The following is a 20478-nucleotide window of genomic DNA, read 5'->3' as shown; positions in this document are numbered from 1 at the left end:
AATCCCCGCAACTTATCATGCAGCGGGCGTGAACCTTATCCGGTTCCGACAGGCTACCCGTCCCGTCGTACGACCAATGTTTCACGTGAAACATTTTCCATAGGGACTCTTCCCTAACTCTATTTGCCGATACAGAAGTCTCCGAAGATGATATCGAGCAAATCTTCCACATCGACGCGTCCGGTAATCTTGCCGATTTCGCGAACAGCGAGGCGTACATCCTCGGCTGCCAGTTCTGCGATATCGGTCTGCAATCCGCGATCCAGATGATCGCTGGCACTTTCAAGTGCCCGCCGATGGCGCAACCGTGTCAGCGGCACGGGCCCGGCAAAATCGAGCCCCTCTTTTACGCGAGTCTCCAGCAGTTGCAAGAGGCTTTCCATCCCCTGCCCGGTCATGGCCGATATGGCCAAAACGGGAAGCTCCAGCGCGCGGCCATCCGCCGATGTCCCCTGCCACTGTGCCGGGACATCAATGGCATCTGTTGCATCGACCTTGTTGATCAGAATAAGCGTCTTGTCATCGATCAGGCGCGCGGCCTCCGGATCGATGTTCGGCCAGTCTTCCCGATCAATCACCACCAGCCTGAGGTCAGCATTTTCGGCCCGCTCCGTGGCCCGGCGCACCCCCTCGGACTCGATGACATCCCCGCTTTCGCGCAGGCCTGCGGTATCAACCATGGTGACCGGGAAGCCACCAAGATCGAGATGGACTTCGATCATGTCCCGCGTGGTGCCGGCGATCTCGGATACGATGGCCGCATCACGCTGGGCCAGCCGGTTGAGCAGGCTTGATTTACCGGCATTGGGCGCGCCAAGGATAACGATCTGAAACCCTTCGCGCAGGCGTTCGCCGCGGCGATTATCAGCCAGATGTTTTTTGACCTCGCCAAATACACTCATCAGATCGCCGCGCACCACCGGCACGATACCATCGGGCAGATCTTCGTCGGGAAAATCAATATCGGCCTCGATATGCGCCAGCGCCTTCATCAGACGCGCGCGCCAGCCTTCATAAAGCGTCCCCAATTCGCCAGCCATCTGACGCACGGCTTGCCGACGCTGGGCGGATGTCTCGGCATCAATCAGGTCGGCAATGCCCTCGGCCGAGGTCAGGTCCATCTTGCCGTTTTCAAAGGCGCGTCTGGTGTATTCGCCGGGTTCGGCCACGCGCAATCCATCCTGGCGCGACAGGCAATCGAGCACCCCTTCGACCACGGCCCGCCCGCCATGAACATGCAGCTCGACTACGTCTTCGCCGGTAAAGCTTGCCGGGCCTTCGAAATAGATCGCCACCGCATCATCAAGCCGCTCCTTGGTTTGCGGATCACGGATCGGGGCATAGATCGCGTGGCGCGGTTTGGGCATGGTATCCCGGCCCAATAACGCACACAGTACCGCCCCGGATTGCCGGCCGGATAATCGGATCACGGCAACGCCGGCACGGCCCGCACCAGAGGACAGGGCAAAAATGGTTTCTCGGCTGGCAATCATGGCGGGTCCGTCAGTTCTGAAGAAGCGGTTGCGTGGTTGACGAGGATATCGTCCAGACAGCGGCAAAGGTCAACCTACCGCTGAAAATACCAAGATCGATTTAATAGAAGAATGCTCTTTGCCGGCCTGCGCGGTCCGGCCCAGTTACCGACCATGGACCCCTGCCTTCGCGGGGTGACGGCAGAGCTTGGCATGGTTTCGCCCTGCCAGCGCTGGCGCAGTATCCATCATCCACGCATCAAGAAACCGGCCACGCAGAATATCGCGGGCCGGCATTTTTAAAATCTGTCGCCTATTGATCGGGGGTAAGCTGCAGGCGTTCGACCACCTGCCCGCCGATCAGATGATCATTCAAGATCGCCTCGATGTCTTCCATCGTATCAACGCGATACCAGGTACCTTCCGGATAGACCACCATCACCGGGCCCAGTTCGCAGCGATCGAGACAGCCGGCAGTATTGATCCGGGTTTGCGGCAGGCCAAGCTCCTTGGCGCGCACCTTCATGTAATTGCGAAGCTTGGTCGCACCCTTGGACTGGCAGCAGCCACGTTCATGGCCGGCCGGGCGTTCGTTCTGGCAGACGAAAACATGTGCCTGATAATAATGTTCACGCATGGACGTCATTTGATCCCGGCTCAGTCCTTGTTCCCGCTGCTGCTACCCGGTGTGCTGTTGAACTGGCCCCAGAAGGCTTTCTGAAGCTGTTCCCAGTTCTGAATGCCTTGGGGCAGCCAGGTATTGAGCATGGTTTCCGGGTCCATCGCCGCCAGATTGGCTTTCATCCGGTCTTCGATGTCTTGCATCATCGCCTTTTGCATCGGCTGAACATCAGGAAGGCCAAAGAAGGTCCGTGCCTCTTCCGGCGTGCAATCAATGTTCACGGTTACTTTCATCGCCCTGATCTCCTGATCTGTTCTGTTTTTCGGTCTCTGTCTTTTTTGTCTGGCTGGCCCATTATCGCCACAAGCAAGCCCGCCGCAATCACAATAACATTCCCCACACCCACCATATGGGACCGAAGGCATGGCTGCGACCGCAACTTTCACAATATTGCGATAAAAGATTCCGGCCATTGGCCTTTATGAATGCGGGCAGAACCCTTAGACTCGTTCAAACACACGAGGGTCTGAACCCAATTGAATGCTTGAAATGGTCGCGAGGCATTTGTGCGGATATCAGGAGCTTTAACGCAGAAAGGCTTGTTGCCTTTCAAGGTAAAACGACGCAATAGCCCGTGCAAATGCCTCCGATCCAAAGGACATCAGAACAATCTTCGTCCTGCTTCGTCAATCACCTTGCCCGGGGCGCCGCCCCGCGCTGCTGCGATTTCCTCGCATTTCTTGATTGTTCTGATGCCATTTTAAACATTCAATTGGGTTCAGACCCTGCAAAGCATTGCCAGCATTGATGACTGGCGCGTGGTCGTAGGGTTCAACCTCATCACGCCACCGCAACAAACGATAAAGTCATTCACCAATGAATGGCACAGGACACAAAATGGAACTCGCACGTAACAATCTTGGTTCGGAAACAAGCCCCTATCTTGTTCAGCATCGCGACAACCCGGTGCATTGGCAGCCTTGGAGCAGCGAGGTCCTTGCCGCTGCCAAGGCCGCCAACAAGCCGATCCTGCTTTCAGTTGGCTATGCGGCGTGTCACTGGTGCCATGTCATGGCCCATGAAAGCTTTGAGGATGAGGGTATTGCGGCCCTGATGAATGACCTGTTCATCAATATCAAGCTCGACCGTGAAGAACGCCCGGACCTTGACGCGCTTTATCAGAATGCGCTCGCCCTTCTCGGCCAACAGGGTGGCTGGCCGCTGACCATGTTCCTGACCCCGGATGGGGAGCCGTTCTGGGGTGGGACCTATTTCCCCAAGGAAGCGCGTTATGGTCGTCCGGGATTTGGGGATGTGCTGAAAACGGTCGCAAAGATCTACGCCGAAAAACCCAATGACGTGCGCCACAATGTCAGCCAGATTTCCAATGCGCTGATCAAGATGAACCGGGCCACTGTGGGTGCGATCCCGACCCTTCAGATGATTGATCGCTGCGGCCATGGCTGCCTGCAGATCATGGATGGGGAAAATGGCGGGACATCCGGCGCACCGAAATTCCCGCAGCCCAGCCTGCTGTCCTATCTGTGGCGAACCGGTGAGCGCACCGAGGATGACGGGCTCAAACGCATCGTCAAACACAGCCTGGATCGCATGTGTCAGGGTGGGATTTATGATCATCTGGGCGGCGGCTTCGCCCGCTATGCCGTCGATGATCAATGGCTGGTGCCGCATTTCGAAAAGATGCTGTATGACAATGCCCAGCTGATTGATCTTTTGTGTGATGTCTGGCGGGTCGATCCCAATCCGCTTTATGCCAAACGGGTCGAGGAAACCATTACTTGGATCTTGCGCGAAATGCGCATCCCCGGCGGTGCCTTTACCGCAAGCCTCGATGCCGACAGCGAAGGGGTCGAAGGCAAGTTCTATGTCTGGTCGGAAACCGAGATTGATCAGATCCTTGGCGCGGATGCCGAACTGTTCAAGAAATTCTATGACGTATCAAAAGACGGCAACTGGGAAGGGCACAATATCCTCAACCGCACGGCTTCGGGGCTGGCACTTTCCGATGACGCGACCGAGGAAAAGCTGGCTGAGCTTCGCGCCAAGCTTTTGAGCGAGCGCGCCAAACGCATTCGTCCGGGCTGGGATGACAAGGCGCTGACCGACTGGAACGCCATGACGATTGCCGCCTTTGCCGAGGCCGCCATGACCTTCCACCGCGCCGATTGGCTGGATTACGCCAAGCTTGCCTATGGCTTTGTGCTCAATACCCTGATGGAGGGTGATCGCTTCTTGCACAGCTATCGCGATGGTCGCGTCCAGCATGCCGGGATGCTCGAAGACTATGCGCATATGATCCGCGCGGCCCTCAGGCTTTATGAATGCTTTGGCGAGGATGTTTATCTTAATGAAGCCATCCAATGGTCAGAGACCGTGGAAACCCTGTTTGCCGATGCCAAGGGTGGGTATTTCCAGTCGGCATCGGATGCCAGTGACCTTGTCGTGCGCCAAAAACCCTTCATGGATAACGCGGTGCCGTCCGGCAATGCGATTATGGCCCAGAACCTTGCCAAGCTTTATGCCCTGACCGGGGACACCAAATACCGTGATCACGCCGAAATCACCCTGTCCGCCTTTAGCGGACGGATTGGCGAGCAGTTCCCCAATATGCCGGGCCTGATGATGGCGGCAGAAATGCTGCAAAACCCGGTACAGATCGTTCTGATCGCCAAGGATCGCAGCCAGACCTATCTGGATATGCGCCGTGCGATCTTTGGCAGTTACCTGCCCAACCGCGCGATCACGATCCTCGCAGACGGGGATGCCCTGCCCGATGGCCACCCGGCCCAGGGCAAAACCGCGATTGACGGCAAGGAAACCGCCTATGTCTGCCAAGGCCCGGTTTGCTCCGCCCCCGTGACAAGTGTCGAGGATCTGACCAGCCTGCTTGCCGATTTGCCAACCAAGGCGGCATAACACCCAAGCGCCGCCTTTATGAAAGACGCCACCATGCCGCAAATCTCGATCAACACACCCATCGGCGCAATTACGGTTTTCGCCTTTGAAGATCAAATCGTTGCGCTTGATTGGGGGTTTGTTGACGAGATTGAAAGCACAGCCGTGCTGGAAAACGCCAAAAAGCAACTGACCGCCTATTTCGCGGGTGAGTTGACGCGCTTTGACCTGCCACTCGCCCCGGATGGCACGGATTTCCAAAAGACGGTCTGGGATGCGATGTGCCAGATTCCGAGTGGTAAAACAGCGACCTATAAGGAACTGGCGGCCAGGGCGGGATCCCCCAAGGCGTTTCAATCGGTCGGCACGGCCTGTGGCCTGAACCCGATCCCGATCATCATCCCCTGTCACCGGGTTGTGGCCGCGGGCGACAAGCCGGGCGGCTATTCCGGCCAGGGCGGGCTTGAAACCAAACGCGCACTTTTAAAGATTGAAGGCGTTGACCTGCCGCTTGGCAGCGATCAGGGCAGCTTCGAACTTTAGGGTGGCGCCCGGTATTTCTACTCTGCGAAATATATAACTTCGCCTGCTGCAAATCGCTGATATCTGCCCTACACTCCCCCCATTGATCAAACAGGCGCGACACAGCGCATCAAGGGAGGTCCCCGATGACCAAAGCATTCCGATTTTACGAAACCGGCGGCAGCGATGTCCTGAAATTTGAAGATGTCGATGTCGGAACCCCGGGCGAAGGCGAAGTCCGCCTGTCGCAAAAGGCGGTCGGGCTCAACTATATCGATATCTATTTCCGTTCCGGGGTCTATCCCGCACCCAGCATGCCCTCGGGCCTTGGGCTGGAAGGTGCTGGTATCATTGAAGAAGTGGGTCCGGGTGTGACGGATCTGGCGGTCGGTGATCGCGTGGCCTATGCCGCACAGCCGCTTGGTGCCTATGCCGAGGCACGCGTGATGCCGGCCAAGGGTCTGGTCAAAATCCCCGATGATGTCAGTTTCGAACTGGCCGCGGCCGCCATGCTTCAGGGCATGACCGCGCAATACCTTCTGCGCCGGACCTATGAGGTCAAAAAGGGCGACACCATCCTGATCCACGCGGCAGCGGGCGGCGTTGGCCAAATTGTCTGCCAGTGGGCCAAACATCTCGGTGCGACCGTGATCGGGACAGTCGGCTCCAAGGAAAAGGCCGAAATCGCCAAGGCCAAGGGCTGCGATTACCCGATCCTGTATCGCGAAGAGGTCGTCTCCGAACGGGTCAAGGAAATCACCAACGGCCAAGGTGTTGAAGTTGTTTATGATTCGGTTGGTAAAGACACCTTTGACGATTCGCTTAAATGCCTCAAACGTCTGGGCATGATGGTCAGCTTCGGGCAGTCATCGGGTGCGGTGCCGCCGGTATCGCTGGCCCAGCTTGCCCCGGGCGCCTATTTCCTGACCCGCCCAAGCATCTTCCACTATAACGCCACCCGTGAAGAGCTTCTGGCGAGTGCCGGTGAGCTGTTTGACGTGCTGAAATCAGGCATCGTCACCATCGACATCACCGCGACCTACCCGCTTGCCGATGCCGCACAGGCCCATGACGACCTCGAAAGCCGCAAAACCAACGGCTCAATCGTCTTTACGGTCTGATTTGGCGCTATAGCGCTGATATTTATATGTAAATCATGATTGAGGCAGGGTTATTTCCCTGCCTCTTTCAGTTCGTTCTGATGGAAGATCCGCACATCGCGGGCGATGGCATCAAAGCGTTCTGACAGGCCGTCGCTGACTTCGCGGCATGGGGCGACCACCGCTTCGGCCCAGTCGACATAGGCGAGGATCTGTTTTTCATCCCAGCCAATCGGCGTGTCGGTCAGCATGGCGCCGACATTGGCGACCTTGTCAGCCAGACGCACCAGTTTGGCGCCGTTGGTCAGGCTTGGGGCGGTTTCGATCTGCTTTGCCTTGCGCTCATCACGTGGCAGGGCCTTGTCATCGCTGACTTCCAGCACGATGTCAGCGACAATATCGTTAAAGCAGGCAGCGATTTCATCACGCGTCGCACCGCAATCCTCGATCACGTCATGCAGGACGGCGGCACAAAGGATATCTTCGTCCGTGCCGGGCTCGCATTCGACAATCAGGCGGGAAACCTCAATCGGGTGATTGATATAGGGTTCCTGTGCGGCCCCCTTGCGACGCTGGTCGCGATGGGCGCGGGCGGCGAAATCAACAGATTTGAGTAGAAGCTGCATAAAGCGCAATACAGTCGTGAACAGAAGGGCCAGATTCACACGGCTTTTGCCCGGTTTCAAGCCTTCATCGGGCCGGGCGGCTGAAAATCATGCAAAGCCATGAAAAACCGCCGCAAACAGGGTAGTATCAACCCCATCACTGCGACGCGATTTAAAGGGAGATCTGGACCATGTCACAGGAATTGCGCCTGAAACTGACACTGCGCAACGACAATGACAGTCCCCTGCAGCTGAGCGATGACAGTTTCAGCATCGAGCCGGGCGATGCCCGCGTCGAACGCCAGAAGCTAGGCGGGAATGTCGCAGAGGTGATTTTGGCCCTGGCTTAGGAGTGCGCGTCGCTTGGCCGATATTGTGCTGGTTAGTTGCGCAAGGAGCGCAGCCCGTCGATCAGCAACCGCCCGCCAATCAGGCCGAAAATCGCCCCGAAACTGGCATCAATGGCGCGGAAAAAGCGCTGATAGGTTCTGACAGCAACACCGGTTGAAAACAGCACGGCATAGGTCCCATAGACCATCATCGCGGAAATGGCGGCCATCACACCGATCAAGACCAGCGACGAATGCGCCCCATCATGGGCAGAGGCCAGAAACATCGATACCGCCACCCACATCATCGCCGCCTTGGGATTGGTCAACACCACCAGAAGACCGGTCCGCCAGGAGACAAAGCCCAGTCTTGGGATGATTTGGGGATCGGATGTAGCGGCTTGATTGCCCGGGCGTTTCAGGCAACTGCGCAGGGATTTGGCTGAGAGATACAGGAAGTACGTGCCGCCTAAAATCTTCATCGCGGTCAAGGTTTGCGGGAAGGCGTCAATAATCGTTCCGATACCGAAAGAAAACAGGATCGACCAGACGAACACGCCGGTCGCAATACCCGATGCCGTCAGCATCCCGGCCCGTCGTCCACCCGACAGGGCAGCGGCAGACACCGCCATCATGTTTGGGCCCGGTGACACCTGCGCCAGCACAATGCCAAGCATGACCGTACCGATTTCCAAGCCCGTCATCGCCCTCCCTTTCCGATCATTTTCGACATACAAGTATGACGGGTAAATCAAAGATCGCAAGCACGCACAGTTTCATGTGAAACATCGCGCCGATCGGATCCGCACATAAAAAAACGGGGCCACAGCGGGCCCCGTTTGATTTGGTCGATCCAACTTGCCGAGCCATCAGGCTCGGTTGGCGTTAGCCATTCATGGAATCGAAGAAGTCGTCGTTGTTCTTCGTACCCTTGAGCTTGCCAAGCAGGAATTCCATCGCATCCTGCGAGCCCATCGGGTTGAGGATACGGCGCAGAACCCACATCTTGGACAGAACGCCCTTGTCGACAAGGAGCTCTTCCTTACGGGTCCCCGATTTGAGGATATCAATCGCCGGGAAGATACGCTTGTCAGACAGTTTGCGATCCAGAACCAGTTCGGAGTTACCGGTCCCTTTGAATTCTTCAAAGATGACCTCGTCCATGCGCGAACCGGTATCGATCAGAGCGGTTGCGATGATGGTCAAAGACCCGCCCTCTTCGATGTTACGCGCCGCACCAAAGAAGCGCTTCGGACGCTGAAGCGCATTGGCATCAACACCACCGGTCAGGACCTTGCCCGAGCTTGGCACGACGGTGTTATAGGCACGTGCCAGACGGGTAATGGAGTCCAGCAGGATGACAACGTCATGCTTGTGCTCGACCAGGCGTTTGGCCTTTTCCAGAACCATTTCAGTGACTTGAACGTGACGCTGGGCCGGTTCATCAAAGGTCGAGGAAATCACCTCACCCTTCACCGAGCGGTCCATGTCGGTCACTTCTTCCGGGCGTTCGTCAATCAGAAGAACGATCAGATAGGCTTCCGGGTGGTTTTCCTCGATCGCGTGCGCAATGTTTTGCAGCATCACGGTTTTACCGGTGCGCGGCGGTGCCACGATCAGGGCACGCTGACCTTTACCAAGCGGAGAGACAAGCTCGATCACGCGGTTGGTGGTGTCCTTGTTCGTGCCTTCCTGATCAGACTCACGCTCCATATGCAGGGGCTGATCGGGATAAAGCGGGGTCAGGTTGTCAAAGTTGATGCGATGACGGACTTTTTCCGGCGCATCGAAGTTGACCTTGTCGACTTTCAGCAGCGCGAAATAACGCTCGCCTTCCTTGGGCGAACGGATCTGGCCTTCGACCGTATCACCGGTACGCAGACCAAAACGCCGCACCTGGCTCGGACTGACGTAAATGTCGTCGGGGCCGGCAAGATAGTTTGCCTCGGGGCTGCGCAGGAAGCCGAAACCATCCGGCAGAACTTCAAGAACGCCCTGACCAAAAATGGCGTGGTCGTTCTCGGCCAGCTGCTTGAGGATGGCAAACATCAGCTCCTGTTTGCGGAGCGTGCTGGCATTTTCGATTTCGAGTTCCTCTGACAGGGCAAGCAGCTCGGTCGGAGATTTCTTTTTAAGGTCCTGAAGATGCATATGTGCGTTTAATGATCTGTGGTTGCCGAAGGGGCGAATATTTTAATGGAGATAGAAAAGAAGATGTGCGGTTGACCGTCAGGCAAGGCGCTCAGGCGTTTGCTGGTGCGTGCGGACGGATCAAAAACCTTGGAGTTGCAAGAAAGGCAGGTATTTTCATGTTTCTGGATCGAAACACCACCGATTGATACCCTTGAAAATCGCAATAGTCAAACCGTGATTCGATGAAATCGGCTATTTTCCCCCTCACGTTGTACAAAAAACACGTTTTTGGCGGCTGAATACCCTAAATTCCATCAACAGTTACGGAAATATGGGCTCAAGCGTTGCGAAAAAGACGCCCTAGGCCGGGCGTTCGCGCACGATTTCAAGCATGCGATCAAGCTGATCGTCGCTCAGGCCGGCAATGCGTTCCGACAGCAGATTGGCAAGCTCAGTCGCGGCTGGTTCAAGCCCGGCGGTATCGACGGTGACCTTGGGATGGGACAGCTGAGCAAGACGTTTGATGTCATCGACCTCGTCCCAGACGAGATTGAAATAGCCGCAGATTTGCTGCACCAGACCGGGGCTCGGCCGCCCGCGATGGCCGTGCTCAAGGGCGGACAGATAGGCCGGTGAGAGCTGAAGGGCGGTTGCCATATCGGTCAGTGTGACGTTCCCCCGCGCCCGGAGTTCCCTGATGCGATTGCCAAAAGGTGTCACGGGCGTCTCCGTTTCAACAAAACATAAAAGGCCCCGGCCCCGCCGTGCTGAATCTGGGCCTGATTGATGGCAAGGATACGGTTGCGCAGGCGCGGCGCGCTCAGCCATTGCGGGGTGCGTTCGCGCAACAGACCGGTGCGGCCATATTCATCAGCGCGCGATCCCTTGCCGGTAATCACCAAAACGCAGCGCTTTCCGGCCCGCCAACTGTCTTCGATAAAGGCATTGAGCGCATTATGCGCGACATCCTGGGTCATGCCATGCAGGTCAATGCGCCCGTCGATCGACATCTTGCCCTTCTGGAATTTGTTGGCCGTCGATCGATCAATGCCGTCAGTCACACCGGGTTGAAGTTCACCAAGCTGGCGGTTCTTGATCTGCGGGCCACGGTCGGCATTACGGGCCGAGGGCAGATTGCGCGCCGCCCGGCTTTGTTCGGACTGTTCGAGCTTGTCACCAAGATTGTCCGGCAGGGTGATCGCGGTGTCGCTGGTGTGGATTTCATCGTCGGATGCGGTCATATCATCATCGCCGCCCTTACGCTTTTTGTTGCGCAAGGGTTTGACGTCACGGGTAAAGACCTCCCACAGGGTCTTTTCATCTTCCGTGATGGTACGGCGTCGCTTATTGGGTCTTTTACTTGTCATCCACCAGAACGATATGCAGCCGGCGCGGTCCATATGCGCCAAGCTGTATCGACGGTTCGATAGTGCCTGTTCGCAACAGCCCGGTCACCCAAGGAATGTTCGCGGCATATTGCCGTGTCCGAGCTTTTCGCGCAACCGCGCCCATACCCGAATTCGGTATCGGGACGACAATATGTTGGTTTGAAAAACAGTTGGGCGCGGGGATTTGGGTCCTTGCGAACTGCGCGCTTACGGCCCGACGCCGTTGAGATCGACACAGGTCACGCCGTTATTATCAAGGTTCAGCATCGCCTTGAGGAACGAGCTTTCCAGATTGGTCGAAAGACCGTGCGAACGACGGTTTTCAATGAAGAAGCCATTGGTCTTGAAGTTATCAAGCTGTGTCTGGAGCTTTGTGACATCCGCATCGGGCACATCACCGCTAATCGCGATGTAAAGATAGCAGGTTCGATATGGCACGGCCCCGGCGATGTCGGGCACCGTCGTTTTGGGCGATTGGCTGCGGGCCTGATTGACATAATGGCGCAGGATATTGCCACCCACCGCAATCAGATCAACGCGGCCCGCCATCATCATTGGCAACAAAAGCTCTTCGCGTGGCACCGTGATCAACTGTTCCGCACCGCGATCACGCAAATAGGCCTCGCGCGCAGATCCCATCAGAACCCCGATCCGGGCATCGCGCAACAGCGCTTGAAACGTCAGGTCTCGCCAGCCTGTGTTTTCAAAGCCATACAGGTTCCAGATGGTGCGGCTGACCGGACCGACCCATTTGAAAACGTCTTCGCGATAATCAATGCGGGTGGTGGGATACACGACATGGCCGGTTTCGCGTTCGGCCAGCTCCATCTGACGTTTCCACGGCATCTGCGGCACGATTTCAACCGCAAGACCGGTTTGGGCGAACAGTTCAATGGCAAGGCTATCGAAATAGCCGGGCTCCGGACGGCCGCTTGACCTTACACGTGCGCTTTCAGAGAGATGGATAATATAGGTGCCATCAAAGACGGTCGGGTCAGATGGGTCTTTCGCCCCAGTTTGCTGGGCATGAACACCAACAGGGGCTGCATTGAGAACCATCGCCACCAACAGGGCTTTGGCAAGGCGTCGGGCGCATCTTTTGAAATACAGATCTCGAAAACGCAATGTTGGCCACTGCCGTTTTCCCATCTTATGCCTCTTGCTTTGCAAGCCAGAGGGCATCTTTGACCTTGGCCTCGATATAGGCTTCGTGGGCGGCGAGCTCTTCGTCGCTGATCACGTGCGGCCTGGGTTCAAGCCGGTTGCCTTTTGGCCCCAGAACCCGCCGACCGCCATTTTCATCGTCCTGATCGTTATTTAACGCATTGGGATCAAGTGACAGGCCATGCTGACGCCCACCAAGAAGTTCCAGATAAACCTGGGCGAGCAGATCGGAGTCAAGCAGCGCGCCGTGCAGGGTACGGTTGGAGTTATCGATCTTGAAACGACGGCAGAGCGCATCAAGACTGACCGGGGAGCCCGGGAATTTCTTGCGCGCCATCTGAACCGTATCAAGGGCGCGGTCCATGGGAATGCGGGGTTTGCTCAGCCATTCAAGTTCCGCATTAAGGAACTTCATGTCAAAGCTGGCATTGTGAATGACCAGAACCGAATCTTCGCCAATGAATTCGACGAAATCATCGGCGACCTCGGCAAAGACCGGCTGATCTTTGAGGAAATCATCACCCAGACCGTGAACATCAAATGCCTCTTTGGGCATCGGGCGCTGGGGATTGATATATTGGTGATACTGACGGCCCGTTGGCATGTGATTGATCAGTTCGATACAGCCAATTTCAACAAGCCTGTGGTCGGCATACGGATCAAGGCCGGTGGTCTCGGTATCGAGGACAATCTCACGCATCTATTCTGGGTCCAGTGATCAACGCAGTTGGTCAATAATGCCCTGAATATATTGAAAAGTGACCGCACGTCCCAAGCCTGTCGGGATGATGAAATCGGCACGCTTTCGCTTTTCGATATCAGGCATCTGTTTGGACAGAATGGCGGAAAATTTTGCGTCCGTCATCCCCTGTCGCGAAAGAACACGTTGGCGTTGAATAAACCCCGGCGCTGACACAACCGCAACATGATCACAGCGCTTTTCACCATTGGTTTCGTATAAAAGCGGGATGTCGAGAACAACCAATTTGCGACCCAGACGCCGTTGTTTGGCCAGAAACCGGTTTTCACCGTCGCGCACCAGTGGATGCAAAATGGTTTCAAGCTTTTTCAAGACACCCGGATCGGCAAAGGCGATCTTGCCCAATGCCTGGCGGTCAATCCGGCCATCATGGATCACATCGGGAAAAGCCGCCGCAATCGGATCAAACGCCCGTCCGGTTGGCGCCATTAATTCATGGGTGGTCGCATCAGCATCATGGACCGGCACCCCAAGGTGACGAAACATCGCCGCCGCGGTTGACTTGCCCATGCCGATAGAGCCGGTTAACCCAAGAATTTTCATTATAAGATCACCAATATATTCTTAATCAGGCGAAAGAACGAAGTCGCACAGTTCCTGGGTGACTTCCGGATCAATGCCGAACCAGCGATGGAAACCCGGTCGTGCCTGATGCAGCAACATGCCCAGACCATCAACAATCGGATTGCCGCGCTCCTTTGCCTGCACCAGAAGATCGGTCATCAGCGGTGCATAGACAATATCGGTGACAAGGGCTGTTTGCGGCAAGCCGGTCAGATCAATTTCAAGCTTCGGCTGACCGACCATCCCAAGACTTGTCGTGTTCACAACAAGCGCCGCACCGGAAAGCGCATCGGGTGCCAGCGGCCAGTCAACAACCTTGATCCTGGGATCATTGATTTCGGTCGCAAGGTCTTCGGCACGTTTACGTGTCCGGTTGGCCAGGCGGATTTCCGGGCTGCCTTCATCGAGCAAAGCAACCAGAACCGCGCGGCACGCCCCACCGGCGCCAAGCACAACGGCCGGGCCAGAGGCAAAGGCGATATCCGGGGCTTCCTGACGAAGGTTTTCGATAAAGCCGTACCCGTCGGTGTTATCACCTGTGATTGACCCATCTTCGCCGAAAACGACTGTGTTGACCGCCCCGACGCGTTTGGCCCGATCGGTTAACTGATCGCAGGCCGCCATCGCCGCTTCCTTGTGCGGAATGGTGACATTGACACCACCAAAGCCAAGATCGCGCAGGGATTTAAGCGCCGTTTCAAAGTTTTCCGGTTGGACGGGCAGCGGCATATAGCAGCCATCAATGCCGTATTTCGCCAACCAGTAACCATGCAGGCGCGGTGATTTCGAATGCGAGACCGGCCAGCCCATCACGCCCGCCAGGCGCGAGGTTCCGGTCAATGTGCGATAGGGATTACGCGGGGTCATGGATGATGTTTCCTGCCTGAATTCTTATTATCGGTTTGTTTTTGCTATGCTTTTAGAACGCCATGATCACGCAAGAAGCCGATCAGCGGCAACAGCGGCATGCCAAGAACGGTGAAATAATCCCCGCGCACCTCGGTAAAGAGCTGCGCGCCAAGACCTTCAAGCTGATAGCCGCCAACACAGTGATAAATCTCTTCGCCGGCGGCATCGAGATAGTCTTCGAGCCATTCATCGGTGAAGTTGCGCACGGTCAGATGGGCTGTATCGATCGTGCCCCAGATGCGCGAGCCCTCTTTATATATAACAGCGGCCGAAACCAGCTTGTGGCTTTTGCCGCGAAGCGCCAGAAGCTGGGCACGGGTATTGTCACGATCCATCGGCTTGTCAAACCAGATGCCATTGCATTCGAGCATCTGATCGGCGGCAATGACGATGGCATCAGGTTGCTGACGATACATGCGCAGCGCCTTCATTTCAGCAAGCGTCTCTGCGGCTTCGGCAGCACTTGCCCCTTCAGCCTTCATCGCCTGTTTATAGCCATCCTCGTCAATCATCGAGGCGACGGCTTCGCAATTAACGCCCGCATTGGTCAGCATGGCATGGCGAGCCTTGCTGCTTGAGGCGAGAATAAGACGATGGGTGTTGGGCATGGCTTTATCCTGATTGGTGGGCGCGACCTTGTTTATCGGTAGCACTTTTAGTGACCGCGCCGGTCATACATGGTTGAAAGAATGATGGCCGCGGTTTCTTCGATGGAGCGGCGGGTCACATTAATGATCTTCCAGCCGCGTTCGGTAAAGTAACGCCGGGCCTGATGAACTTCATCACGCACGGCAACGGGATCGACGTAATCCCCGCCCTCGCCGCGTTCGATCTGGCGCAGGCGGTTTTTACGGATCGAAACCAGCTGATCAACATCCTTGATCAACCCGACCACCAGTGGCTTTTTCAGCTGATCAAGTTCGGGTGGCAACGGGCAGCCCGGCACAAAGGGAATATTGGCGGTCTTGATGCCACGATTGGCCAGATAGACCGAGGTCGGCGTTTTCGAGGTGCGCGAGACACCGACAATCACCACATCGGCTTCTTCCAGATCCCAACCGGACTGGCCATCATCATGGGACAGCGTGTAATCGATCGCCTCGATCCGGCTGAAATATTCCTCGTCCATTTTATGGAGCGCACCAGTCCGGCCGTGCGATTGCTGGCCCAGATAGCCCGCCATCATGGTCACCGTATTATCAAGCACATGGCTGTGCGGGACCTGCAGACGACGACAGCCTTCTTCGAGCTTGCGGCGGATGTCACTGTCAAAGACGGTATAAAGGACGATACCGGGATTGCGTTCGATATCGGCCAAAACACGGGCCAGCTGCGCGTCGGTGCGAATCAGCGACCAGACATGTTCATGGGCCCGCACATCTGGAAACTGCGCGACACAGGCGCGCGCAATACCATCGACGGTTTCCCCGGTTGAGTCCGAGACCAGATGAAGATGAAAAATTTTGTCCGTCCCGACCATGCCTGTCCGTTTCTTTGGCCAAAATCCGGGCCCACAAGCAGAATCTTATCCACTTTTTGCGCGCCAAGCGATTTTTCAAAATTTGTTCAAACGCCCACCGGGCTGTTCAAAATACCGATCACTATCTGAATGTATAGTATTTTTGCCGCAACCCGAAGTTAGCAGATCGGAGTCGGGCCTGTGGATAATTGTGGATAACGGGAGCGACTCCGACCCGGTTTTTTCCACAGAATTTATCCTCCTCCTCATACAAACTTTCTCAAACGCTCTGTCCCGAGCGGGATAAGTGCCGATTTTTTCCCGTAATAGCAGGGATAAGAATGCGAAAACCAGACTTATTCACCTTATCCCCGATATTCAAAAACGTCTTTTCCCAAGGCAGAGTCTGAGAGTCGTTCGGAGTCGTACACAGTTTTCCCCAAGACCGCTTGAGATGAATCATTTTTCCCGAGTCGGAATGTGGATAAACTGTGCGCGAAATTTAATCCCTGTTATCCACAGGGAACCACTCACAAACAACATCCTTTTTTCTTAAATAAGGTTTTGTTAGGCAGAACGTGGAAAACGTTCGGGCAAAGGCCCCAGGACACATTTCACGAAATAACAAAACCGGTTCCGGACCCTTCTAACGATCCGCTCAGAACCGGAGCCAAGCTTTAAAAGCGATCGGGACAGACGAACAGGAAACCAGATGCCCAACACCCAGAAGACCTTCTTGCGTGCCCTTGCCGGTGAAACTCTTGCCACACCGCCAATCTGGCTGATGCGGCAGGCTGGCCGCTATTTGCCAGAATACAAGGCCACGCGTGCACAAGCAGGCTCTTTCCTTGATCTTTGCTATAATCCCGATCTTGCCTGCGAAGTTACGTTGCAGCCGCTACGGCGCTATAACTTCGATGCGGCAATATTGTTCTCCGATATCCTCGTTATACCGCAGGCACTGGGTCAGCATTTGGCATTCAAGCAGGGTGAAGGCCCACAGCTTGAGGCCATCAGAGATGCTTCGGGCCTGGGCAAGCTTTCACTTGATAGCATTCATGACACCCTTGGTCCGATCTATGAGACGGTTTCCAAACTCTCGACCGCGATCCCGTCCAGCACAGCGCTAATCGGCTTTGCGGGCTCACCCTGGACCGTTGCGACCTATATGGTCGAGGGTAAAGGCTCCAAGGACTTTGCCAATATCCGCCGCTTTGCCTATGGCGATCCCGATGGCTTTGCCAAACTGATCGACATTGTGGTTGAGGCGACTACGCAATATTTGCTCAAACAGGTTGAAGCTGGCGCAGAATGCATTCAGCTGTTTGAAACCTGGGGCGGGGTTCTTTCTGAGACCGGCTTTAATCGCTGGGCGATCGAGCCGACCAAACAAATCGTTGCCAATTTGCGCGCCGTACACCCGGATCTGCCGATAATCGGCTTCCCGCGCGGTTGTGGTTTGCATCTGGTCGATTTCAAACAGAAAACCGGTGTGACCGCGGTTGGCCTTGATAGCGGGGTGAAACTCGATTGGGTGGCCGAAAACCTTCAGACACTAGGCCCCGTACAAGGCAATCTTGACCCGATGCTGCTGATCACGGGCGGTGATCCGATGTTTGATGAAGCTAAACGCATCCTTGATACGCTGGGCAAAGGACCGTTCATCTTTAACCTTGGCCATGGCATCACGCCGGAAACCCCGCCGGAACATGTTGGCCAGCTGGTGAACTTCATTCGGGATTACAAAGGATAAATGTCGGCAATTGCTACATTTTATTTTGTGATTTTTGAAATCAATCAAATCGATTGAAAAATTCAATGCGTATAGTGGCCTAAGTTTGTTGCGCTCCGCACCTGTTTGACCAGAATAGGCCCCGGAGCGCGACGGATTTACGCAAATTTCCGGTTTGTCGGGAACCGGTTGAAACACGCTGTGCCATGAAGGATAGCCAAATGTCCGAAACGACGCGCAAGAAACGCGCCATTGTTCTTTTCAATCTTGGGGGTCCGGACAGTCCGGCCTCTGTCGAGCCGTTTCTGTTCAACCTGTTTAATGATCCGGCGATCATCAGCCTGCCCAATCCGTTCCGGTTTTTGCTGGCAAAGCTGATTTCACGCCGCCGCGCCCCGATTGCGCGCGAGATCTATGATCATATCGGTGGTAAATCGCCGCTTCTGGAATTGACCCAGGAGCAGGCTGATGCCTTGCAGGTAGCGCTCAATGGCGAAGATGACGGTTATGAAAACCGTTGCTTCATTGCCATGCGCTACTGGAAGCCGTTTGCCGATGATACCGCGGCCCAGGTGAAGGCCTGGGGCGCGGATGAACAGATTTTGCTGCCGCTTTATCCGCAATTTTCCACGACAACCAGCGGATCGTCGGTCAAGGACTGGAAACTGGCCTGCAAGAAGATAGGCCTTAACTCCCCGATCAAGACCGCCTGCTGCTATCCGACCAATCCGGGCTTTGTGGATGCATCGGCCGAAATGATCAAAGCCGGCTATGAACGGGCATGTGAGAAAGCAAGCGAGCTTGGCATTGATAAGCCGCGTATCCTGTTTTCTGCCCATGGCGTGCCGAAAGCCGTGATTACCAAGCGTGGCGATCCCTATCAGTCGCAGATCGAAAAAACCTCGGCCGCGGTGGTCGAGAAGATGGCAATCGACGGGCTAGACTGGAATGTCTGCTATCAAAGCCGGGTCGGACCGATGGAATGGATCGGCCCATCGACCGAGGACGAGATCGAGCGTGCCGGCAAAGAAAACAAGGCGATTGTCGTTGTGCCGATTGCCTTTGTCACCGAGCATTCGGAAACCCTGGTCGAACTCGACATCGAATATGGTGAGCTGGCGCATGAAAAACATGTGCCGGTCTATGAGCGGGTGCGCACGGTGTGCTCCCATCCGAAATTCATCAACGGTCTTGTTTCGGTTGTAAAACAAACTCAGGAAGAACTTGATGAAAAGGGTGCCGATGACCCGTCGGTTGAGACGCGCGGCTGGTGGTGCCCGGATGAACATTCCTGTGCTGCGGCCAAGCAGCCCGGTCTGAAGCCCGCCGGGGCCTAGTCTCACATCGCAAGCCGATCAGGCCGGTTCCATTGGGGGATCGGCCTTTTTGCTGCTAAGGTTGGCGCACCGCACGCTAAACATCGGGTCCAAACTCAGTCACATGACCGCCCCGGCAACTGATATGAGAGAAAAAGCTAGGAAAAGCCCGCAGAGCGGGGTGATCCCCGGTCAAGGGTTTTGACGCGGAGGCTTTCTCTCATATCAATTGTCCTTTGGATCACCCGGATTTGCACGGGCTATGTTGTCGCAAAATCTTGAAAGATATAGATCTTCCTGCGATTTTGCTCCGCATATCCGCACAAATCCGGGAGACCGGGACGATTATGTGACTGAGTTTGGACCCGAAAGAAGAGAGAGATGGATAGCTACAGCATTATCAAATCCCTGCATGTCATTAGCGTGATCGCCTGGATGGCGGGGCTTCTGTATCTGCCGCGACTTTATGTCTATCACTGCGAAGTAGCGCCGGGATCGGAAGCCAGCGAGAAGTTCAAGGTGATGGAACGCCGTTTGCTGCGTGCGATCATGAACCCGGCGATGATTGCCACCTGGCTGTTTGGCGGCCATCTGGTCTTTGCCATTGATGCCCTGTCGCAGGGCTGGTTCCACGCCAAGCTTTTATGTGTGGTGCTGATGACCATCTCGCACATGATGCTGGCCCGCTATCGCCGCGCGTTCGAGGCAGATGCCAACACCAAATCGCAGAAATTCTATCGTATTTTCAATGAAGTACCGACGGTTCTGATGATCATCGTCGTCTTCATGGTGATCGCAAAACCGTTCTGATTGCTACCGGTCATACGATCTGATCGATTTCATTACGATTTTAAAATAAAAAGGCCGCCAAACTGGCGGCCTTTGATCTTATATCATTTTGGAATCGAATCAAAACCTGATTGGATGGGGTCAATCAAGCGTTGCCGGCCGGCTGACCTTCCATCTTTTTGGCGAATTTCTTGCGGAAAAGATCAGCAAAATCAATCTGCTGCATCATCAGCGGCGGGAAGCCGCCGTCTGCGGTCAGGTCAGAGATGATCTTGCGGACATACGGGAACAGCATGCGCGGTACTTCAATCATCAGGACCGGCAGGCGATGTTCGTCAGAAACATTGAGCGTTACCACAGCGCCATACTGCAGTTCGGCAATGAAGGCGACCTTTTCAGCAACGTCGGCTTTGACATTGATCTTGATGGTGACTTCGTGAAGTTTCTGGTCCTGGGTGGTGCGGGCCTCGACATCAACGTCGATATTGATTTGCGGCTGCTGCTGCAGGGCAACGCTTTCCGGTGCGTTCGGGTTTTCGAACGACAGATCCTTGATGTACTGGGTATGGATCGTGATCGGGTTTGACGGCTGCTGCTGCTGTTGGTCTGCAGCGCCTTCTGCACCGGTGGTATTCTCGTCGGCCATTAAAGTCTAGCTCCCTTAGAGGTCATTTTGTCTTGATCAGAAAAAAGCTTTC

22 protein-coding genes are annotated in these 20478 nt (G+C 55.5%); 7 read left to right on the top strand and 15 right to left on the bottom strand.

The annotated features are described in order from the left end of the window. Positions 1 to 119: 119 nt before the first annotated feature. The 3 genes from mnmE to ACXAIA_RS01555 form a co-directional block, all read right to left on the bottom strand. Positions 120 to 1493, bottom strand: a complete 1374-nt coding sequence (gene mnmE, locus ACXAIA_RS01565) for a tRNA uridine-5-carboxymethylaminomethyl(34) synthesis GTPase MnmE (RefSeq protein WP_475347792.1) — start codon at positions 1491 to 1493, stop codon at positions 120 to 122. A 292-nt stretch (positions 1494 to 1785) separates the two neighbouring features. After that, complete coding sequence (locus tag ACXAIA_RS01560) at positions 1786 to 2109, bottom strand: (2Fe-2S) ferredoxin domain-containing protein (protein ID WP_475347791.1); 324 nt, start codon at positions 2107 to 2109, stop codon at positions 1786 to 1788. A gap of 20 nt (positions 2110 to 2129) precedes the next feature. Further along, positions 2130 to 2387 (bottom strand): DUF6489 family protein, encoded by a 258-nt coding sequence (locus tag ACXAIA_RS01555; RefSeq protein ID WP_475347790.1) that lies wholly within the window; start codon positions 2385 to 2387, stop codon positions 2130 to 2132. Between the two features lie 604 nt (positions 2388 to 2991). Between ACXAIA_RS01555 and ACXAIA_RS01550 the strand changes: the two genes are divergently transcribed. From ACXAIA_RS01550 to ACXAIA_RS01540, 3 genes are all read left to right on the top strand, one after another. Beyond that, entirely contained in the window at positions 2992 to 5031 is a 2040-nt protein-coding gene (locus ACXAIA_RS01550) for a thioredoxin domain-containing protein (protein ID WP_475347789.1), read from the top strand. 18 nt (positions 5032 to 5049) lie between these two features. Continuing rightward, on the top strand, positions 5050 to 5553 hold the full coding sequence (locus ACXAIA_RS01545; RefSeq protein ID WP_475347788.1) for a methylated-DNA--[protein]-cysteine S-methyltransferase: 504 nt from the start codon (positions 5050 to 5052) through the stop codon (positions 5551 to 5553). A 125-nt stretch (positions 5554 to 5678) separates the two neighbouring features. After that, positions 5679 to 6653 carry a quinone oxidoreductase family protein gene (locus ACXAIA_RS01540; protein ID WP_475347787.1) on the top strand — a complete coding sequence of 325 codons (975 nt, stop codon included), beginning with the start codon at positions 5679 to 5681 and terminating at the stop codon, positions 6651 to 6653. Between the two features lie 50 nt (positions 6654 to 6703). Here the strand turns inward: ACXAIA_RS01540 and ACXAIA_RS01535 are convergent, their stop codons facing one another. Continuing rightward, complete coding sequence (locus ACXAIA_RS01535; RefSeq protein ID WP_475347786.1) at positions 6704 to 7297, bottom strand: HD domain-containing protein; 594 nt, start codon at positions 7295 to 7297, stop codon at positions 6704 to 6706. Between the two features lie 131 nt (positions 7298 to 7428). Between ACXAIA_RS01535 and ACXAIA_RS01530 the strand changes: the two genes are divergently transcribed. After that, positions 7429 to 7587 carry a hypothetical protein gene (locus ACXAIA_RS01530; protein ID WP_475347785.1) on the top strand — a complete coding sequence of 53 codons (159 nt, stop codon included), beginning with the start codon at positions 7429 to 7431 and terminating at the stop codon, positions 7585 to 7587. Between the two features lie 32 nt (positions 7588 to 7619). Here ACXAIA_RS01530 and ACXAIA_RS01525 read toward each other — a convergent pair whose 3' ends face one another. The 10 genes from ACXAIA_RS01525 to ACXAIA_RS01480 form a co-directional block, all read right to left on the bottom strand. After that, complete coding sequence (locus tag ACXAIA_RS01525) at positions 7620 to 8270, bottom strand: LysE family translocator (protein ID WP_475347784.1); 651 nt, start codon at positions 8268 to 8270, stop codon at positions 7620 to 7622. A gap of 181 nt (positions 8271 to 8451) precedes the next feature. Next, entirely contained in the window at positions 8452 to 9717 is a 1266-nt protein-coding gene (gene rho / locus ACXAIA_RS01520; RefSeq protein WP_475343048.1) for a transcription termination factor Rho, read from the bottom strand. Between the two features lie 342 nt (positions 9718 to 10059). Beyond that, entirely contained in the window at positions 10060 to 10419 is a 360-nt protein-coding gene (locus tag ACXAIA_RS01515) for a helix-turn-helix domain-containing protein (RefSeq protein ID WP_475347783.1), read from the bottom strand. Further along, positions 10416 to 11066, bottom strand: a complete 651-nt coding sequence (locus tag ACXAIA_RS01510; protein WP_475347782.1) for a Smr/MutS family protein — start codon at positions 11064 to 11066, stop codon at positions 10416 to 10418. The genes ACXAIA_RS01515 and ACXAIA_RS01510 overlap by 4 nt, the downstream gene beginning before the upstream one ends. A gap of 228 nt (positions 11067 to 11294) precedes the next feature. Then, entirely contained in the window at positions 11295 to 12236 is a 942-nt protein-coding gene (locus tag ACXAIA_RS01505; RefSeq protein WP_475347781.1) for a substrate-binding periplasmic protein, read from the bottom strand. A gap of 1 nt (position 12237) precedes the next feature. Further along, positions 12238 to 12951, bottom strand: a complete 714-nt coding sequence (gene dnaQ / locus ACXAIA_RS01500) for a DNA polymerase III subunit epsilon (protein WP_475347780.1) — start codon at positions 12949 to 12951, stop codon at positions 12238 to 12240. Positions 12952 to 12969: 18 nt separating this feature from the next. Next, on the bottom strand, positions 12970 to 13554 hold the full coding sequence (coaE, locus tag ACXAIA_RS01495; protein WP_475343052.1) for a dephospho-CoA kinase: 585 nt from the start codon (positions 13552 to 13554) through the stop codon (positions 12970 to 12972). Positions 13555 to 13575: 21 nt separating this feature from the next. Then, positions 13576 to 14442: a shikimate dehydrogenase gene (locus ACXAIA_RS01490; protein WP_475347779.1), complete on the bottom strand. Its 867-nt coding sequence runs from the start codon at positions 14440 to 14442 to the stop codon at positions 13576 to 13578. Between the two features lie 44 nt (positions 14443 to 14486). Further along, complete coding sequence (locus ACXAIA_RS01485; protein ID WP_475347778.1) at positions 14487 to 15092, bottom strand: Maf family protein; 606 nt, start codon at positions 15090 to 15092, stop codon at positions 14487 to 14489. A 47-nt stretch (positions 15093 to 15139) separates the two neighbouring features. Next, entirely contained in the window at positions 15140 to 15964 is an 825-nt protein-coding gene (locus ACXAIA_RS01480; protein WP_475347777.1) for a pyruvate, water dikinase regulatory protein, read from the bottom strand. Between the two features lie 691 nt (positions 15965 to 16655). Here ACXAIA_RS01480 and hemE point away from each other — a divergent pair. The 3 genes from hemE (at position 16656) to hemJ (ending at position 19801) form a co-directional block, all read left to right on the top strand. Further along, complete coding sequence (gene hemE, locus ACXAIA_RS01475; RefSeq protein WP_475347776.1) at positions 16656 to 17696, top strand: uroporphyrinogen decarboxylase; 1041 nt, start codon at positions 16656 to 16658, stop codon at positions 17694 to 17696. 200 nt (positions 17697 to 17896) lie between these two features. Next, positions 17897 to 19012: a ferrochelatase gene (gene hemH / locus ACXAIA_RS01470; protein WP_475347775.1), complete on the top strand. Its 1116-nt coding sequence runs from the start codon at positions 17897 to 17899 to the stop codon at positions 19010 to 19012. Between the two features lie 360 nt (positions 19013 to 19372). Then, on the top strand, positions 19373 to 19801 hold the full coding sequence (hemJ, locus tag ACXAIA_RS01465) for a protoporphyrinogen oxidase HemJ (protein WP_044829906.1): 429 nt from the start codon (positions 19373 to 19375) through the stop codon (positions 19799 to 19801). A gap of 124 nt (positions 19802 to 19925) precedes the next feature. On the opposite strand, the gene secB is transcribed toward hemJ, so the two are convergent. Further along, positions 19926 to 20426: a protein-export chaperone SecB gene (gene secB / locus ACXAIA_RS01460; protein ID WP_475343058.1), complete on the bottom strand. Its 501-nt coding sequence runs from the start codon at positions 20424 to 20426 to the stop codon at positions 19926 to 19928. Positions 20427 to 20478 lie beyond the last annotated feature (52 nt).

It is taken from the genome of Thalassospira sp. ABL2_045, assembly GCF_056161285.1.
This window is presented reverse-complemented; position numbering and strand designations above follow the sequence as displayed.

Excerpts from the sequence above, each read along its gene's own strand:
- ACXAIA_RS01510 (WP_475347782.1), bottom strand. The coding sequence starts at position 11,066 with ATGACAAGTAAAAGACCCAATAAGCGACGCCGTACCATCACGGAAGAT.
- hemH (WP_475347775.1), top strand. The coding sequence starts at position 17,897 with ATGTCCGAAACGACGCGCAAGAAACGCGCCATTGTTCTTTTCAATCTT.
- ACXAIA_RS01530 (WP_475347785.1), top strand. The coding sequence starts at position 7,429 with ATGTCACAGGAATTGCGCCTGAAACTGACACTGCGCAACGACAATGAC.
- rho (WP_475343048.1), bottom strand. The coding sequence starts at position 9,717 with ATGCATCTTCAGGACCTTAAAAAGAAATCTCCGACCGAGCTGCTTGCC.
- dnaQ (WP_475347780.1), bottom strand. The coding sequence starts at position 12,951 with ATGCGTGAGATTGTCCTCGATACCGAGACCACCGGCCTTGATCCGTAT.
- ACXAIA_RS01525 (WP_475347784.1), bottom strand. The coding sequence starts at position 8,270 with ATGACGGGCTTGGAAATCGGTACGGTCATGCTTGGCATTGTGCTGGCG.
- ACXAIA_RS01560 (WP_475347791.1), bottom strand. The coding sequence starts at position 2,109 with ATGCGTGAACATTATTATCAGGCACATGTTTTCGTCTGCCAGAACGAA.
- mnmE (WP_475347792.1), bottom strand. The coding sequence starts at position 1,493 with ATGATTGCCAGCCGAGAAACCATTTTTGCCCTGTCCTCTGGTGCGGGC.
- hemJ (WP_044829906.1), top strand. The coding sequence starts at position 19,373 with ATGGATAGCTACAGCATTATCAAATCCCTGCATGTCATTAGCGTGATC.
- secB (WP_475343058.1), bottom strand. The coding sequence starts at position 20,426 with ATGGCCGACGAGAATACCACCGGTGCAGAAGGCGCTGCAGACCAACAG.
- ACXAIA_RS01545 (WP_475347788.1), top strand. The coding sequence starts at position 5,050 with ATGAAAGACGCCACCATGCCGCAAATCTCGATCAACACACCCATCGGC.
- ACXAIA_RS01540 (WP_475347787.1), top strand. The coding sequence starts at position 5,679 with ATGACCAAAGCATTCCGATTTTACGAAACCGGCGGCAGCGATGTCCTG.
- ACXAIA_RS01550 (WP_475347789.1), top strand. The coding sequence starts at position 2,992 with ATGGAACTCGCACGTAACAATCTTGGTTCGGAAACAAGCCCCTATCTT.
- ACXAIA_RS01555 (WP_475347790.1), bottom strand. The coding sequence starts at position 2,387 with ATGAAAGTAACCGTGAACATTGATTGCACGCCGGAAGAGGCACGGACC.
- ACXAIA_RS01490 (WP_475347779.1), bottom strand. The coding sequence starts at position 14,442 with ATGACCCCGCGTAATCCCTATCGCACATTGACCGGAACCTCGCGCCTG.
- ACXAIA_RS01480 (WP_475347777.1), bottom strand. The coding sequence starts at position 15,964 with ATGGTCGGGACGGACAAAATTTTTCATCTTCATCTGGTCTCGGACTCA.
- ACXAIA_RS01505 (WP_475347781.1), bottom strand. The coding sequence starts at position 12,236 with ATGGGAAAACGGCAGTGGCCAACATTGCGTTTTCGAGATCTGTATTTC.
- coaE (WP_475343052.1), bottom strand. The coding sequence starts at position 13,554 with ATGAAAATTCTTGGGTTAACCGGCTCTATCGGCATGGGCAAGTCAACC.
- hemE (WP_475347776.1), top strand. The coding sequence starts at position 16,656 with ATGCCCAACACCCAGAAGACCTTCTTGCGTGCCCTTGCCGGTGAAACT.
- ACXAIA_RS01485 (WP_475347778.1), bottom strand. The coding sequence starts at position 15,092 with ATGCCCAACACCCATCGTCTTATTCTCGCCTCAAGCAGCAAGGCTCGC.